Origin of the sequence: Corynebacterium sp. HFH0082, assembly GCF_000411235.1 — a bacterium.
GTDB classification, from domain to species: Bacteria; Actinomycetota; Actinomycetes; order Mycobacteriales; family Mycobacteriaceae; genus Corynebacterium; species Corynebacterium jeikeium_D.
The window spans coordinates 811,193-826,964 of record NZ_KE150404.1 but is presented as its reverse complement, the minus strand read 5'-3'; the positions used below and the strand labels follow the sequence as shown (position 1 = coordinate 826,964).

Here is a 15,772-nt window from a genome sequence, read left to right as displayed (position 1 = left end):
AGTTCACCCGGCGATGCCGGCTTTGTACAAGTGTGAAGACTTAGTTCAGACCAGCGTAGGAGTGCAGGCCCGAAACCACCTGGTTGATGAAGAAGAGGTTGAACACCATGGTGGCAAAACCGAAGATGTTGATCCACGCGGCCTTGGTATTACGCCAACCCGAAGTCGCGCGAGCGTGCAGGTACAGGGCGTAGATAATCCAGGTAATCAGCGCCGTGGTCTCCTTCGGGTCCCAGCCCCAGTAACGACCCCATGCGGACTCGGCCCAGATAGCGCCCAGCACAATGCCCAGACCGAACAGTGGGAAGGACCAAATAGCGGTGCGGTAAGCAATCGCATCCAGCTTTTGAGCATCCGGCAGCGGCGCGACCAGTTTGCCCAGGAAGCCCTTTTCCTTGCCCTCGCGGTTGTACATCCGCAGCATGTAGAGAATCGAGGCAACACCGGAAATCAGTGCGATACTGCACCCGATAGAAATAATCGAGACGTGAACCGGAATCCAAATCGACTGCAGTGCCGGCACCACCGGAGCAGCCTCAACATATAGGTTCTTACCACCGTAAAACATCAGCGCCAGAATCGGAGCCAACAGCCACGGCCAGAACACACGCATGGTTTCACGATGCAGTACGCCAGCTGCAATTGCCATAGCAAAGAGGATTGAAACTGATACGTACTCGTAGAGGTTGCCCCACGGGAAACGCTGCACGGCCAGGCCACGCAGCAGCACCGATGCAAAGTGCACGGCCACCCCGACGTAAATCAGCATTTCCGTCACAACGCCGAGTCGGTTCGTCAGCACCTGGTTCTTAGGCTCGCTTGCCGACGACTTCGTCGCCGACTCCCCAGAGTCAGCAACACTAGCGGTGGTAGCTCCCTCACCCGCACCGGCGGCTACCAGCTCGCGTTCCGCAACCTGGCTTTTCGCTTCAGCGGCCGCGATACGACGACTGTAGTAGGCAATGGAAATAACAAAGGCCACAAGATAAAAGGCGAAGGCCGTGAAGTACGACCAGTCCGAAAACTGCGCCAGTGTCTTATTGACGAGCATGTACTTGGCTCCAAAGTGTGGAATTAGCGGAATACTTCTTCAAACCCTAGTACTAAAGCAGGACTAAGCAAAAGGGGACCGGGGACACGGGGGACGCAAAAATGCGCGGAGGCGCAATTCTCGCCCCCGCGCATTCACCCTGCAGTAAAGATGGACCAGACTTAGTGGTCAGTTAGCTTTTGTCCTTGTCGTCCGCGCTCTCGTCGGTCGCAGCATTGTTGTCAGCAGCATCCTCGTCATCACTGTCACGTTCCAGGATGTCATCTACGATGTACTGGAACTCCTCGCCCCAACCTGCCTTGTCGGTGCGGGCAAGGCCACCGAACTCAACGCGAGTGCGGCCATCTTCCAGCGGGAACATGCGCACCCAAACACGTCGGCGCTTAATGCCCAACGAAAGAACCATGCCCGCCAGTGCGGCCACAGTTGCCACCAGCACCCAGAACTGCGTGGGATCGTGCGAAACCTGCAAGTTGACGAATTCCTTCGCACCGAGGAATTCAATCTTGGTGCCGTCGGCAAGCTCGGTGGATTCGCCCTGCTTGAGGTTGACGCGGGCTTCCTTAGCCAGCTGACCCGAGTGCATCAGATCGCGGTCGAGGGAAAACAGCCCCTGCGAACGACCGGTGTCCAAGCCCGCGTCGCCGCGGTAGATGTCGACAGCCACGGCCGGGTCTTGCATCGCCGGGTAAGAGGACTGCAGCAGAGCACCCTTTTCACCAGTAAACTCCGCGGTCGGAGCGAACAGTCCCTCGATTGCAATCTGGTTCTGGCGGCGCTCGAACAAGTCCGGGTACATGCCTGCTGGTGGGTCGAAGCGCAGCGCACCAGAGGACAGGAAGAAGGTCGGATCATCCGGACGGAACTGGACAATCGACGTACGCGACTCGCCATTCGGCCAGGTCACCTTAAAGGCCGGGGCAAAGCCGTGCCCCTGCAGGTACACACGGTCACCGGCGACGCGCAGCGGATGGTTGACCTGCAGCGTGGTCTTTTCCCACTCATCGACCGGCTTGCGCATATCCTCTTCTTCTGCGAATCGGATATGAGAGGTAAACATCTTGGCCTGACCGTTCGGCAGGTAATCGGCGAAGAAGTCATCGACCTGAATACAGAACGGGTTCAGAGTTGTACCGTCGAAGGTGTTGCCAGCACGCAGCGAGTCATAGTTCGCAGCAGCGGTGTTACAGAACGGAACGCCCACCGCGCTATTGACGTTGTCGTCAGAAATCTCGGTGCCGGTGTTGGTCAGCAAAATGACCTGACCCTCGTAATAGATCATGCGGCCCAAGCCGACGATGATAATCAGCAGCGCAATGCCCAGGTGGAACACCAGGTTGCCAAACTCACGCAGGTATCCCTTCTCCGCGGAAAAGGATCGTGCCCCAGCGCGATCTTCATCTGCTGGAGTCTCGGTCAACGCCCACTTGTTCAGGCGCTCACGCACCCGCTTAGAAACTTCATCCGCAGAGGCATCGACCACGGCTTCGTCGTGAAGCGGAAGACGCGCCAACCGTTTCGGCGCCTTGGCCGGTGGCGTCTTCATGGCCTTGTAGTGGTCGATGGTGCGCGGAATAATGCAGCCAACCAGGGAAATCAGCAGCAATGCCACGATGGCGACGAACCAGACGGACGAGAAGACATCGAAAAGCTGCAGCTTATCCATGATCTCGGCGGTCTTGCCGTTGGCGGCTAGATACTGGTCGACCTTGTCCTTATTCAGCGAGCGCTGTGGCAACAGGGCGCCCGGAACCGCTGCGAAAGCGAGGATGAACAGCAGAATCAGCGCTGTGCGCATGCTGGTCAACCAGTTCCAGACCTGCTGGAAGGGCTGTCGTACCTTATTCCAATTCACCGACATCGAAAAATCTTTCACTAAATTGGCGTTACCGTATCAGTAATAAAAGCGGCCTGAACCCAGGCAACAAAAACATCCCACAGTCCCGTGACCAGGGCAATTCCGACCAGCACCAGCGCCACACCACCGATGAGCTGAATAGTTCGCGAGTGCTTACGCAGGAAGTCCACTCCACGCATCGCGCGTGCCGACCCCAGCGCCACCAAAATGAACGGCAGCCCCAGCCCCAGGCAGTAAGCGATAATCAGCGCCACTCCCCTGGCCGCGGTCATACCCTGCGTGCCCGCGGACACCGAAATAATTGCAGTCAGCGTCGGGCCCAGACACGGCGTCCACCCCAGCGCGAACACCGCGCCAAGCAGTGGCGCTCCCAGCCACGTGGTCCAGCGCTTCGGCGCCATGCGGGTGTCCTTCTGCAGCGCCGGCACCATGCCCATGAAGGCGAGTCCCATCACGATGGTCACCACGCCACCGACAATCGTCAGCGTGCGCGCCTGCAGACGCAGCGTGGACACGAGCCCGAAAATTGAGGCCGACCCCAGCACGAAAATGACAGTGAAGCCCAGCACGAACAGCAACGCAGCCAGGCCGACGCGGGCAGTTGCGGAACGCTTGCCACGCCCTCCATCGCCGTCACGCTTATCGACGGCGGTTGCGTCCGCAGTGCCCGTCGTCAAGCCCTGGCCCTGCGCCCCCGATGCTCCGGAAATACCGGTGAGATACGAGACGTAACCGGGCACGAGCGGAATGACGCACGGGCTGGCAAACGAGACGAGACCAGCCAGCGCAGCAGCGAGCAGGCCTAATAGGATGGGACCGCCGGTGGCGGCGTCGGCGAACTGCTGGCCGATGCCATCGGCAAGATAAATCGTGTCCATGGCAAGAGTTCCCATGCTGGGGCCTAGCCCTCCGCCTTCACTTCATTAACAGCCTTCATCAGCATGGTGTGATCGACCTCGCGGAGGAAGACCTTGGCCGGGCGGTGCTGCTTGTCCAGAATGATGGTTGTCGGAATCACCGAAGCCGGGATGCCGCCGAGTGCGCTGGCGTTGACGAAGGCCGGGTCATAGATGGACGGGTAGGTGATGCCGTTGTCCTTCACAAAGTCGATGGGAGCCTGGCGGACATTGTCGCGGACGTTGATGCCGAGAACGGTGCCGATACCTTGCTCTTCCATCTGTTCCTGGACATACTGCAGGTCATCCGATTCGGATCGGCACGGTGCGCACCACTGCCCCCAGGCGTTTAGGACCACAATCTGGTCCTTGAAGTCATCGAGGGAGATTTTCTTGTCGTCGTCCTCTAGAGAAGGACCGAACACCTTGCCGACCGGTTTGCGCTCCTCGGGTGCGTAGTCAATGATCTGCTGACCCCCTGGAGAAACAAACTCGAACTGACCGCCGACGGCAACGGCATCGTGTCCCACTGAATCTCCGGGGTTACATGCTGCGAGCGACAGAGACAGAGTTGCTGCCGCTAGCGTTGCTGCAATTCGGGACGATGAGACCTTGGCCACTTGGGGTGCCACCTTCCGGGGGTCAGTGAAACTTCAACAAAACTATTTATTCACCTTACAGGTGACCGGCCGGTTCACTGTAGCGCACGTCGACAATGGTGTCGCCGACGAAGACCAAGGAGGTCACGCTGGCCAGATCGCACTGCCTAGTTGCCGGGTTGTGGGCGAGCTTCAAGTACCGCGCACGACGCTGAGCTGCAATGATGCACAGCTGGTGTGTCACCAGCACCGCTTCCGCTCCCTCGGCGGCCTCGCGGGCTCGCTCGATGGCGTGGAACATACGGTCCGCGATCTCCTCGTAGGGCTCGCCCCAGCTGGGCACGCTCGGACGACGCAGTCGTGGCCAGTACTTCGGATTCCACAGTGCGGAGTCAATGCCCTTGATGTGCAAACCCTCAAAGGAGTTGCCAGCCTCCAGCAAATCTTCATCCAGGGTCGGCTTCATGCCGATTACCTCGGTGAAGGGCCGTGAGGTTTCCTGCGTGCGCTGCAGCGGAGAGCAGGCGAAGTAGCGGATGTCGTGGCCTTCGAAGGACGCGGCCGTGGCCGCTGCCTGACGCTGACCGCGCTCAGACAGGTGCCAGCCGGGCAGGCGACCGTAGAGAATCTTATCCGGGTTATAAACCTCGCCGTGGCGGACGAGATGTACGACCGTGGTCTTGGCGTGCTTTGTTGCACGCTTAGACGCCTGGTTTTCCGGCGGTGTCGGCTGCGATTCCTGCTGTGCTGCCTGCTGCTCGGCCTGCGAATTGGTCTTGTTCGACACGTGTCACCTACTCCGGCTTGGCGGCTGCCGCCGCCTCGGCCGCGCGGGCTGCTGCACGCTCGATGATTTCGAAGTCGGCGTCGGTCAGCGCAGCGGAGACGAACCAGGTCTCGTAGCAAGAAGCCGGCGGGTAGACACCATTGGCCAGTAGGGCGTGGAAGAAAGCCGGGTAGCGGAAAGTATCCGCTGCCTGCATCTGCTCAAAGTTATGGCCCTCGCCCTCAGCGAAGCGTGGCGAGAGCATCGTGCCCGCACGCTGAATGTGGTGGGCCACGCCCTGCTTGGTCAGGGCGTCGGACAGAATCGTGGCCAGGCGATCTGCGTTGGCTGCGACGGTGTCATAGACATCCTTCGTGGCATTTTCCAGGTTGGCCAGTCCAGCTGCCATAGCGACCGGGTTACCGGAGAGTGTGCCTGCCTGGTACACCGGACCGTTCGGAGCCAAGTACTCCATGACGTCGCGGCGACCACCGAAGGCAGCTGCCGGCAGACCACCGGAGACGACCTTGCCGAAGGTGGTCAGGTCACCGGCCACACCATCAATGCCGTACCAGCCGTTGTAGGAAGCGCGGAAGCCAGTCATGACCTCATCGAGAATCAGCAGTGCGCCGTCTGCGTGGCAGACTTCCTTCAACTTCGCGTTGAAGTTGTCCTGCGGTGCGACGGTACCCATGTTGCCCGCTGCCGCCTCAGTGATGACACAGGCAATCTCGCCCGGGTTCTCAGCGAATGCGGCCTTGACGGCCTCAATGTCGTTATAAGGAACAACAATGGTGTCGGCAGCCGATGCACCGGTGACACCCGGCGAATCCGGCAGACCAAAAGTAGCGACACCGGAACCGGCCGATGCCAGCAGCGCGTCCACGTGACCGTGGTAGCAGCCGGCGAACTTGATGATCTTGGAACGGCCAGTGAAACCGCGAGCCAGGCGTACTGCGGACATAGTGGCCTCAGTGCCGGAGTTGACCAGACGCACCTCATCTACCGACGTGCGCTCAACGATGTGACGAGCCAGGTCGGTCTCAGCCGTCGTCGGAGCGCCGAAAGACAAACCGCGAGTGGCGGCGCTCTGAACGGCCTCCACCACTGCCGGGTGCGCGTGGCCCAGAATCATTGGACCCCACGAGCAGACCAAGTCCACATATTCGTTGCCATCAACATCCACGAGACGAGAGCCCGCGGCGTGGTCAATGAAACGTGGGGTGCCACCGACGGAACCGAAGGCGCGGACCGGCGAGTTCACGCCACCCGGCGTCACTGCCTGAGCCTGCGTAAAGAACTCTGCCGAACGATCGGTGAGCTCAACGTTTTCTGGGACATGAGGAGCATTAATGTCTTGAGTCACGGTGACCATCGTAGACGGCCACTCGGATGAAGGGCTACCCTGCCCTACCAACGTCCCAGCTTCACCCTGAATAGATGCTTGCGGCGAGAGGACACTCGACGGGATCGCCAGTCGATCCACAAGCTGGAGAAAATCATCAAAAGCGATGCCAGCAGCGGGTGAATCATACCGGTCATACCCAGCAGGATGACCGCAACGTTGTAGAACCACGCAAAGTAGATGTTGGAGTCCATCATCCGCACCACAGCACGTGCGATTTCAATGGCCTCCGGAATCGACAACACGTTGTTACGCAGTGCCACGACATCGGCGTAATCAACATCAAGATTCTGATTGCCTTCGGTGTTGTCCATCAAAACACCCACGTCAGCGGCACGCAGAGAGTCCCGGATGTCCTTGTCGCCAACCATCACGACAGTCTCGCCGTCACTGTGGACCGAACGCACCGCAATGGCCTTGCGGGAGGCAATGATGCCCGCGAATACTCGTGAGATATTCAGCCGGTCAGCAAAACGACGGGCTACTGGATACGGATCTCGCGTGATCATCATGGTGTCCACGCCCATATCCTCAAGCTGGTCAATGCTCTCGACCGCATCGGGCTTAATGTCCTCACCAATGGTGATGACACCACGGACCTTGCCACGCCACGACACCACCATCGGAGTACCGCCACTGAGCGCAGCCACGGCCATTTTCTCGCTGAGTGCAGTGAGATCACGCGGACGCCAAACACGCCCCTCAACAAAGCGCATCTCCAACTTGTCGTCCGAGTCCTTCACCGGGATCTCTACCTGGCCAACGAACGCACCGTCTTCCGCAATTGCGACGTGTACAGTCTCAATCCAGTGCGGCACCTCGCCACCGCCGGAACCGGCGTCGCGGGATACACGGCACGCGCGCACGATTGCCGCTGATGCCGGGTGGTTGCTCTCCATCATGAGAGCGCCCGCCACACGCAGAACCAGATCCGGATTTTCATTGCGCTCAGCGGCGACACCGAGCACGTGGGTGTCACCCTCGGTCAGCGTTCCAACTCGGTTAAAAATCACCACATCGGCAGCGGCCAGCTTTCGGAAAGTCTCATTGCCACGAATCAAGATTCCGTTACTAGCACCGGCCAGAATCCCGATGCGCTGCACGGTCGACGTAGACATTGCCAATGCCACCGGCGCGATGCCCGAGAGCATAGCCAGCGCCACCGCGAGGGCACCGCTCATCGTGCCAGTCGCCAGCCACCAGCCGCAAAAAGCCACGCCCGCCAACGACAGCGTCCATGGCACCAGCTCTGATGCCGAGTGCACTGCGGTCTGGTGCATCACCGTTTCTTCTCGAACCGCTTGACGAAGCCAGCGCGCTATCGATGACGCCCGGGTCTTGAAACCGGTGCGTTCCACGCGCACCTTGAGCTCCGAATCCAGGTTGATTGCACCGGCCCAAACCTTGGAATTGACCTTGACCTTCTGCGGTTCAACGCCGATACCGAGTAGCTGCGCATCCATCGTGGACGCACCACCGATGACTGAGCCATCAACCGGAATCACCGAGTGCGGTGGAACCACGATGTCATCACCGATATTGAGCTCCGCGACCGTCACCTCCACCCGTTTCGGCTCCGCGGATTTAGCGCTCTTGCGCACGACTGTCACGTTTCGCTCAGCTGGAATGCGCAGGTTGCGCAAGATTTGTCCAGTACGCACCTTGTTGTAGCGCGTAAACATGCGACCTGTTAGCAACAGCACAGTCAGGCCGCACGCAACGTCGAAAAACACCTCTGCCGAGGCGCTTTCCCGGTAGTTGAAAGCAAACCAAGTGGGCGCAGTGGTATATCCAATCTGTCCCGCGGGACCAAAGATAAGCTGCGCTAGCGACCACAGCCACGCCAGCAGGATGGCAATGGAGCTCGCCCCATCCAGCGCCGACATCCGCCGACGCAGGGACGCCGCCATTGCCCGGTGGAACGGCCAACCACCCCACCACACCACAATCGTGGTCAGCACAAGACACATCCACTGCCAACCCGGGAACTGCCAGTTGACGTTCAACGACGTCACCAGCACCGGAATCGATAGGAACAGGCTTCCCCAAAAGCGTTGCTTGGTCACCAGTTCACGCGCCGTGAACAGTACTTCCGCGCCACCGCCGCTTCGGCGCAAGGCCGCTTCACGACGGCGAATGCGCTCCTCCTCATTCTGTTGAGCGGCAGCCGGAACAGCGGGACGGCGATGTTGTGACACATCCAGCCGAGTTGCACGACGCCGAAGCGTGCTGCGCGTGAGGTACGACTCGACCCCAATTTCGCGGAGAGCTTCGATGAACTGATTCGGATCGATGGTATCGGGCGCGGTAATCCACGCGCGTCCGGGCTTGTAGACCACAGAGGCGGTCACATCTGGAAAGGATTCCAAAACATGCTCAGCACGCTCAGCGCTCTCGGCGTTTTCCAAGTTTTCCAGGATGAGTGCGAAAGCTGTGTTGGACTGGCCTCTGCGGTGTGCAAGCCGCTGATGGGCACTTTCTTCGTCGATGTCCTGACGGCTTCGTGGCAATGCCTTACGAGCAGCGACCTTGGCATCCACAATCGCTTGTTCAACGCGATTGTCCAGAGAGAAATCAAACTCACCGGTGTCACTCATGGCCTTTGAAACTTTCCGTCTAATCCTGTGGCTGGTTGGCGCGCGTGAGCGCTAATTCACGATAGAGCAACAGTAGTCCACACGCCATCGCCAGGCTGGGCGCGATAACCCATACAGTCAGCGCTCCAGCCATAATGGCAAAGAACATGGCGAGAGCCGTGATAATCACCATGATGAGCAGGCAGTTCCGGGAGAGTTTGAACTCAGTGGCCGTCGGCAAGCAGCCGCTACCAATAAGCGAGCAGACCAGCGTCACACCGGCGACGATGTAGATATCGCGGCCAACGGCGGCGGGAGCCTGCGAATAGTCGCCGGTGACCAGTATCAAGCTCAGGACAATCTGGGCGATGAGCGCGACGAAGAGCACCCACTGCCAGGGCCGACTCGGCAGGGACATCATCGCTTGGACTCCTCAGGCTGCTTGGATTGCTTGGGCTGTGACTGGCCCAGCTGCTGTTGCCGCTTTGGATCAGCGCCATGCTTCGACGCTCTCGGCAGATGCGATTCCGGAGCGGACGGGGTCCACGGTTTCGACGGGCGCTGATGATCGAAGTAGTCCTTGGATTCCTTCGAAGCGGCGAGCACTAGACCCGCTACCGCGGCAGTGGCCGAGGCGATTCGCACAATTCCGCTGATAAGAACGAGGGATGCCGGCACTCCCGATTCTGAAGCCGTAGAAGAGAAGAAGGACATCAGCGCCGACAGTGCCAGGTAAAGCGAGCCGATAACCAGCACGGTGCGAGCACCTTCGCTCCCCTTGCGCATTCGCTCGATAATGGCGAAGAACGCGATGCAAAGCCCCACTGCGAAAAAGAACGCGATAACGATAGTCGCCTTCATGGCAGCATCAATCTGGCCCTCGCTGAAACCCGGGAAATTCTCCTTAGCGGTTGAGGGGCTCATCAGCATTTCCGGATGCAGCCAGTAGGTCACCGTAGCTACCGCAGCGACGAGCAGCTGCAACACGGCCGTAACCCGCCACGCCTGCCTAGCTCCCTCGACCTGCTCGGGAATTGCGGGCTTCTTCTCTTCTTTAGTCATCCGTCCACTTCTCGATATTTATTACTGCACGTTCACCCGAGCGAATTAGAACTGGGCGCGCAGCTTCTTCGCCAAGTCCACCGCTGCGTACGTCAAAATCTGCTCCGCACCGGCACGGCGAATGCTCAGCACTGCTTCCATCATCGCAGCATCCAGGTCAATCCACCCGTTGGCGGCAGCGGCGTGAATCATCGCGTACTCACCAGAGACCTGGTAGGCGGCAACCGGCACCGGCGACATATCCGCGACCTCGCGCAGAATATCCAGGTAGCTCATGGCCGGCTTGACCATCACCATGTCCGCACCTTCGTCAACGTCGAGCTGCACTTCAAGCAGGGACTCACGACGGTTTGCAGGATCCTGCTGGTAGGTACGGCGATCACCCTGTAGCGAGCTGCCCACAGCTTCACGGAATGGACCGTAGAAGGCGGAGGCGTACTTTGCCGAGTACGCCATGATGGAGACATCCTCATGGCCAGCGGCATCCAGGCCCTCGCGAATTGCGGCAATCTGGCCGTCCATCATGCCCGAAGGGGACACGATATGGGCACCGGCGTCGGCCTGCGCAACGGCCATCTTGATGTAGTTAATCAGCGTGCGGTCATTCTCAACGACCGTGTTGCCGAAGCGATCCGTGCCCAGCACACCACAGTGGCCGTGGTCAGTGAACTCATCCAGGCAGGTGTCGGCCATGATCAAAATGTCATTCCCGAACTCGTCGCGGAGACGACGCAGGGCACGGTTGAGTACGCCCTCCGGATTCCAGGACTCAGAGCCCTCGCCGTCCTTGTCCGCATCCAGCGGGACACCGAAGAGGTCAACTGCCGAGATACCTGCCTCAACAGCCTCGCGCACAGCTTCTACCAGGGAGTCCTCGGTATGCTGCACTACCCCGGGCAGGGAGCTGATGGGCTTCGGCTCATCAATACCATCTGCAACAAACATGGGCAGGATGAGATTTTTCGGAGTCAGTGTCGTCTCCGCCGTCATCGCACGCATCACCGGGTTGGTGCGCAGCCTGCGTGGGCGACGAATCGGGAGAGGAAATCCAAACTGTTCGAGATCGATTTCGCGGGATGATTCAGAAGCTCCAGATGTAGTCATAAAGACAACCTTAATCAAAACGCGAACTCGCTCCGGTACGCCCCTGCTCAGTCCTTGGTTTTACGCGAACGACGACGCTTCTTGCGCGGTGGTGGCAGCTGCCCTGCCGCCCGCAGTTGCGCAACATGCTCTGCCAGCGCATCCACCAGCTCCGGGATGCTTGCGCGCTCCGGCACGACATCTACCCGCAGGCCGTACTCGCGAGCCGTGGCTGCGGCCATCGGCCCGATGCAGGCAATGATGGTGCGAGCATGCGGCTTACCCGCGATACCGACCAGGTTCTTCACCGTCGACCCCGAGGTAAAGCACACTGCGTCGAAGCCACCGGACTTAATCATGTCGCGGATATCCGCACTCGGTGGCGCTGCCCGCACGGTACGGTAAGCGACCACATCATCAACTTCCCAGCCCAGATCAATCAGACCGTCGACAAGCACGTCAGTGCCGATATCGGCGCGCGGCAGCAGCACGCGGTTGACCGGATCGAGATCCTCGATGTACTCCGGGAACACGTCGACAATGCCCGCGGCATTTTGACGAGTGTCATCCGGAAGCAGCTCCGGAGTGATGCCGAGATCGCGGATGGCAGCGGCAGTGCGATGGCCGACGGCTGCGATGCGGACCCCAGCGAAGGAGCGCGCGTCCAAGCCGAATTCCTGGAACTTCTCCCACACTGCGGTGACGGCGTTGACGGAAGTGAAGACAACCCACTGGTAACGGCCGTCGACAAGCCCCTTGATGGCGCGTTCCATCTGCGCCGGGCTGCGCGGTGGCTCGATTGAGATGGTCGGGACCTCAATCGGGATGGCGCCGTGCGCAACGAGACGGGCACTCATCGGGCCTGCCTGCGCCTTGGCACGTGGGACCAGCACCTTCCATCCGTAGAGAGCGCGGTTTTCCCACCATGAGTACTTCGAACGATTGTCCACACCCTTGCCAAGCGTGACCACCAGCGGACCGGTCAGGTCACCCGAGAGCTGCGCCAAGGTGCCCAGCGTGACGTCGTAGGTGCGCTGCAGACGAGTCGTACCGTTGACAGTCACCGACACCGGCAACGACGACGGCAGGCCGCGTTCGCCGAGCTCAGTTGCAATGGCGGACAGGTCGTCCTGCACGGCCTGCAGTACCAGCGGCTGCGGTGCCTGGGCCAGCTCGTCCCAGTCCACATCGGCGCGACCGAGATCGGTCTCCGTGTACGTCGAGCCCAACGCGATACCGGCAAATGCCGGGACGGTGGAGGGCACGGACATGCCAGGGACAATCTGGAACTCAACATCGGCGTGCGAGACGTCGTTGATTTCGGCCAGCAGCGAATCGTTGGTCAGCGGATTGCCTGCCACCAAACGCACCACGTCATTGCCTTTAGCGGCTTCTTCGACGAGCAGGTTGGCCATCTTCTTGGGATCGTCGATAGGCGTGCGCAAATCTGCGGCGGTCGGTGGTGCCGGACGCGGCGGCTTACGACGAGACCCCTTGGCCTTGGCTGCGGCGCACATGCGCTCATACTCTTCCTCGGCTTCCTTCAGCAGCTCGGGAGGAACAGGCACATCGGTTGCGACGAGCTCTCGAACCCCCGGCATGACATCGGCGTCGACGTAGGCGATAGCGGTGTCTGCGAGAATCTCACGGGCGCGAAGCGTCAGCAGGTCGGGATTTCCAGGACCAGCGCCGACGAACAGGATGCGTCCCGTTGCTGAGGGGAGGGAGGTGTTCATCGTTGCGGAGTGATTTCTTTTCTATTGGTTGTTCACTTTTCGTGCCGATGAGTCTCTAAGGAAGAAAGCGGACATGCGCCAACGCATGTGAGGGGCAGGTGGACACCTGAATCTCACATGCGAGCACACGAAGGAAACCCTTATCCCAACGGCATGCATACAGGCCTATTAGCATAAAGGGTTTGAGCCAAATTAACTAACCGGCTACTTTTGAGATTCCCGCAGGGTATCGCCCATTACCTCATGAGCACCCCGTTCGAGCAGGGCCGCCGCAACCTTCCGGCCAAGCTCATCGGCCTTATCCACGTTTGCGGTAGCGGTCTCGAGCAACTGACGCGAACCGTCGAGTGCGAACACCCCCGCCTGCAGGGTGAGTTCACCACTGTCGCTCACGGTTGAGTAGGCCGCGACCGGAGCGGTACAGCCCGCTTCCAGCTCATTGAGTACCGCGCGCTCAGCGACAGCGCGGGCATGGGACACCGGGTGGTCAATCTTGCGCAGAATATCCACAATTTCGCGGTCAGCAGTGCGGCACTCCAGCGCCAGGGCGCCCTGAGCCGGGGCCGGTATGAGGACGTCCACGTCCAGGGATTCCGCAATCTCTCCGAGGCGACCCGTGCGCTCCAGCCCAGCGCGAGCCAGAATGACAGCGTCCAAGTCCTCAGAGACGCGCCCCATGCGGGTTTCGATGTTTCCACGCAGTGGTACAAGTTCCAGGTCGGAGCGCAGCGCACGCAACTGAGAGACACGACGCGGCGCGGAGGTACCCACACGAGCCCCCTCAGGCAGGTCCATCAGCGGCGTGGCATCGCGGGAAATCAGCGCTTCTCGCGGATCGACGCGCTCCGGCACGGCTGCGACCATCATGTCGTCTTCCGGCAGGGTCGGCAGGTCCTTAAACGAGTGCACGATAATGTCGCACACCCCCTCGCGGAGTGCATGACGCAGCGCCTGGGTGAAGACACCGATGCCAATCTTTTCCACCGGGTCGTGGCGGTTATGGTCACCGGCGGTCTTTACAATCACCAGCTCTGCAGGCTGTCCCAGCTCAATCAGTGCATCACGGACGTGACCGGCCTGTGTCGTGGCCAGTTCCGAGCCCCTGGTACCGATACGAATAGTCGCTGGGTCAGGCATGTTTCCCTCCGGGTGTTAATTTTTGGTGGTTTCAGCAACGCCTTCAATGATGGCACTACTGTCAAGACCATACTGCTCAAATCCCTGCATCCGCCCAATTCGGCCCTCTACCATGAGATCTGCGGGGATATCGGTGTCAGCATACAGGCCAGAGGGGGTGGATAGGGGCAGGTCGAAGAGCTTCTGCAGGGCAAGCGCGTAGTTGCCACCACCCTGCTGGCTAGAAAGCTTCTTGACCTGAACCGTTGGCGCGTGCAAGAGCTTATCGACGACGCGGCGAACCGTGGACTCGACCTCGCGACGTTCCTTTTGAGTAAGACCCGGTGTCTTCGCCTCCAGGCGAGCGAGCTCAGCCGCCGCCACATCCGCCGCGCGCTCACGCAGAGCGCGAACAGTCGGTGCTACCTCGCTTGCGCGCTGCGCCGTGAGGTAGGACTCCAACTCTTCGGCCACAATGTCGCGCGCTGCAGCCTCATCATCACGACCCGGAACCTCCGTGCGAGTCATCTGCAGCAATTCGATGTTGAAGAGTGCGATCCCCTCAAGCCCGGAGACATCCTCCGCGACGTCGCGAGGCATAGACAAATCGACGATGGCGAGCGGGCCGTGGTCGACAACATCTGCAGCTGAGACCACTGGAGTCATGGCTCCGGTGGCACTGACGAGAATGTCCACATCATCGAGGACATCAGCGAAATCATGCAACGCAATAGCAGTAGCGGGGATGCCCGCTTCGATCGAGTGGTTAGCCAGGTTCTGCGCCCGGTCAACGGTGCGGTTGGCAATAATCAGACGATCAATGCCGCAGCGCCCCAGGTAACTGGCGGCCAGCGAACTCATCGCACCGGCGCCGAGGATAAGGGCCGAACGTCCGGCCAGAATATCGGTACCCTCAGCGACGTCAACACCAGAGTTGAACCCAGGATGCAGCGCAGCAATCGCCTCGTCGATGGCCACGGAGACCATCGATGCGCCCGCATTATCAATCAGTGTTTCGCTGTGGACTCGCTTGCCTGTGTGCAGCGCCTTCTGCGCCAAGTCATGCAGCATGCGACCGACGGTGCCGGCTTCGTCCGCTTCCTGGTAAGCATTGCGAAGCTGACCGATAATCTGCTGTTCCCCCAGCACCATCGAGTCAAGACCAGCACACACCGAGAAGGCATGCTCCGCTGCGGCCTGTGCGTACCGCACATAGAGGTGCGGTGTCAGTTCATCGAGTTCGAGCCCAGTACGACCGACAATTTCACGGACCACGGCCGATAGGCCAGAGTGGAAGCCGTTGGCCACCACGTAGTACTCAACGCGGTTACAGGTCGACAACAGCATCGCTTCGCTGATCGCTTCATCCGCGACCAGCCGAGCCAAAATGGCCTCTCGCTCAGTTTCACCGACGGAGACCTTTTCAAGAAGGGTCACCGGTGCAGACCGGTACGACATTCCGACGAGAAGCACACTCACCGCTCAATCACCGCTCTATTGCTCCTTCACAGGCCCCGCTACGGGCTTTTTCACACAGCTATGACTGTTAACGCTAGACAACTCTGCCATCTCGTCACAACAAAGGCATACTTTACTTAGTCTCTACCTCGATGTTCGCAGCACT

General features: G+C 59.9%; 13 protein-coding genes. All 13 read right to left on the bottom strand.

Annotation, left to right across the window (positions count from 1 at the left end; all coding sequences use genetic code 11):
* Positions 1-40: 40 nt before the first annotated feature.
* Entirely contained in the window at positions 41-1,051 is a 1,011-nt protein-coding gene (ccsB, locus tag HMPREF1206_RS03450) for a c-type cytochrome biogenesis protein CcsB (protein WP_016421998.1), read from the bottom strand.
* Positions 1,052-1,223: 172 nt separating this feature from the next.
* Positions 1,224-2,912 carry a cytochrome c biogenesis protein ResB gene (locus HMPREF1206_RS03445; RefSeq protein ID WP_016421997.1) on the bottom strand — a complete coding sequence of 563 codons (1,689 nt, stop codon included), beginning with the start codon at positions 2,910-2,912 and terminating at the stop codon, positions 1,224-1,226.
* 14 nt (positions 2,913-2,926) lie between these two features.
* Complete coding sequence (locus tag HMPREF1206_RS03440; protein ID WP_042389096.1) at positions 2,927-3,787, bottom strand: cytochrome c biogenesis CcdA family protein; 861 nt, start codon at positions 3,785-3,787, stop codon at positions 2,927-2,929.
* 23 nt (positions 3,788-3,810) lie between these two features.
* On the bottom strand, positions 3,811-4,425 hold the full coding sequence (locus HMPREF1206_RS03435; protein WP_016421995.1) for a TlpA disulfide reductase family protein: 615 nt from the start codon (positions 4,423-4,425) through the stop codon (positions 3,811-3,813).
* A gap of 55 nt (positions 4,426-4,480) precedes the next feature.
* Positions 4,481-5,191, bottom strand: coding sequence for a histidine phosphatase family protein (locus tag HMPREF1206_RS03430; protein WP_016421994.1), 711 nt, complete (start codon positions 5,189-5,191; stop codon positions 4,481-4,483).
* Between the two features lie 7 nt (positions 5,192-5,198).
* Positions 5,199-6,545, bottom strand: a complete 1,347-nt coding sequence (gene hemL, locus HMPREF1206_RS03425) for a glutamate-1-semialdehyde 2,1-aminomutase (RefSeq protein WP_016421993.1) — start codon at positions 6,543-6,545, stop codon at positions 5,199-5,201.
* Positions 6,546-6,580: 35 nt separating this feature from the next.
* Positions 6,581-9,172, bottom strand: coding sequence for a cation-translocating P-type ATPase (locus HMPREF1206_RS03420; RefSeq protein ID WP_016421992.1), 2,592 nt, complete (start codon positions 9,170-9,172; stop codon positions 6,581-6,583).
* Between the two features lie 19 nt (positions 9,173-9,191).
* The gene (locus tag HMPREF1206_RS03415) at positions 9,192-9,572 is read right to left on the bottom strand and encodes a hypothetical protein (RefSeq protein ID WP_016421991.1); all 381 of its coding nucleotides are present in this window, start codon (positions 9,570-9,572) and stop codon (positions 9,192-9,194) included.
* Positions 9,569-10,213: a hypothetical protein gene (locus HMPREF1206_RS03410; protein WP_016421990.1), complete on the bottom strand. Its 645-nt coding sequence runs from the start codon at positions 10,211-10,213 to the stop codon at positions 9,569-9,571. Before HMPREF1206_RS03410 ends, HMPREF1206_RS03415 begins: the two co-directional genes overlap by 4 nt.
* Positions 10,214-10,258: 45 nt before the next feature.
* Positions 10,259-11,317 carry a porphobilinogen synthase gene (gene hemB, locus HMPREF1206_RS03405; RefSeq protein ID WP_016421989.1) on the bottom strand — a complete coding sequence of 353 codons (1,059 nt, stop codon included), beginning with the start codon at positions 11,315-11,317 and terminating at the stop codon, positions 10,259-10,261.
* Between the two features lie 47 nt (positions 11,318-11,364).
* Positions 11,365-13,032: a bifunctional uroporphyrinogen-III C-methyltransferase/uroporphyrinogen-III synthase gene (locus HMPREF1206_RS03400; RefSeq protein WP_016421988.1), complete on the bottom strand. Its 1,668-nt coding sequence runs from the start codon at positions 13,030-13,032 to the stop codon at positions 11,365-11,367.
* A gap of 204 nt (positions 13,033-13,236) precedes the next feature.
* A complete protein-coding gene (hemC, locus tag HMPREF1206_RS03395) occupies positions 13,237-14,169 on the bottom strand; it encodes a hydroxymethylbilane synthase (RefSeq protein WP_016421987.1) in 933 nt (310 codons plus the stop codon).
* Between the two features lie 15 nt (positions 14,170-14,184).
* Positions 14,185-15,627 (bottom strand): glutamyl-tRNA reductase, encoded by a 1,443-nt coding sequence (locus HMPREF1206_RS03390; RefSeq protein ID WP_042388369.1) that lies wholly within the window; start codon positions 15,625-15,627, stop codon positions 14,185-14,187.
* Positions 15,628-15,772 lie beyond the last annotated feature (145 nt).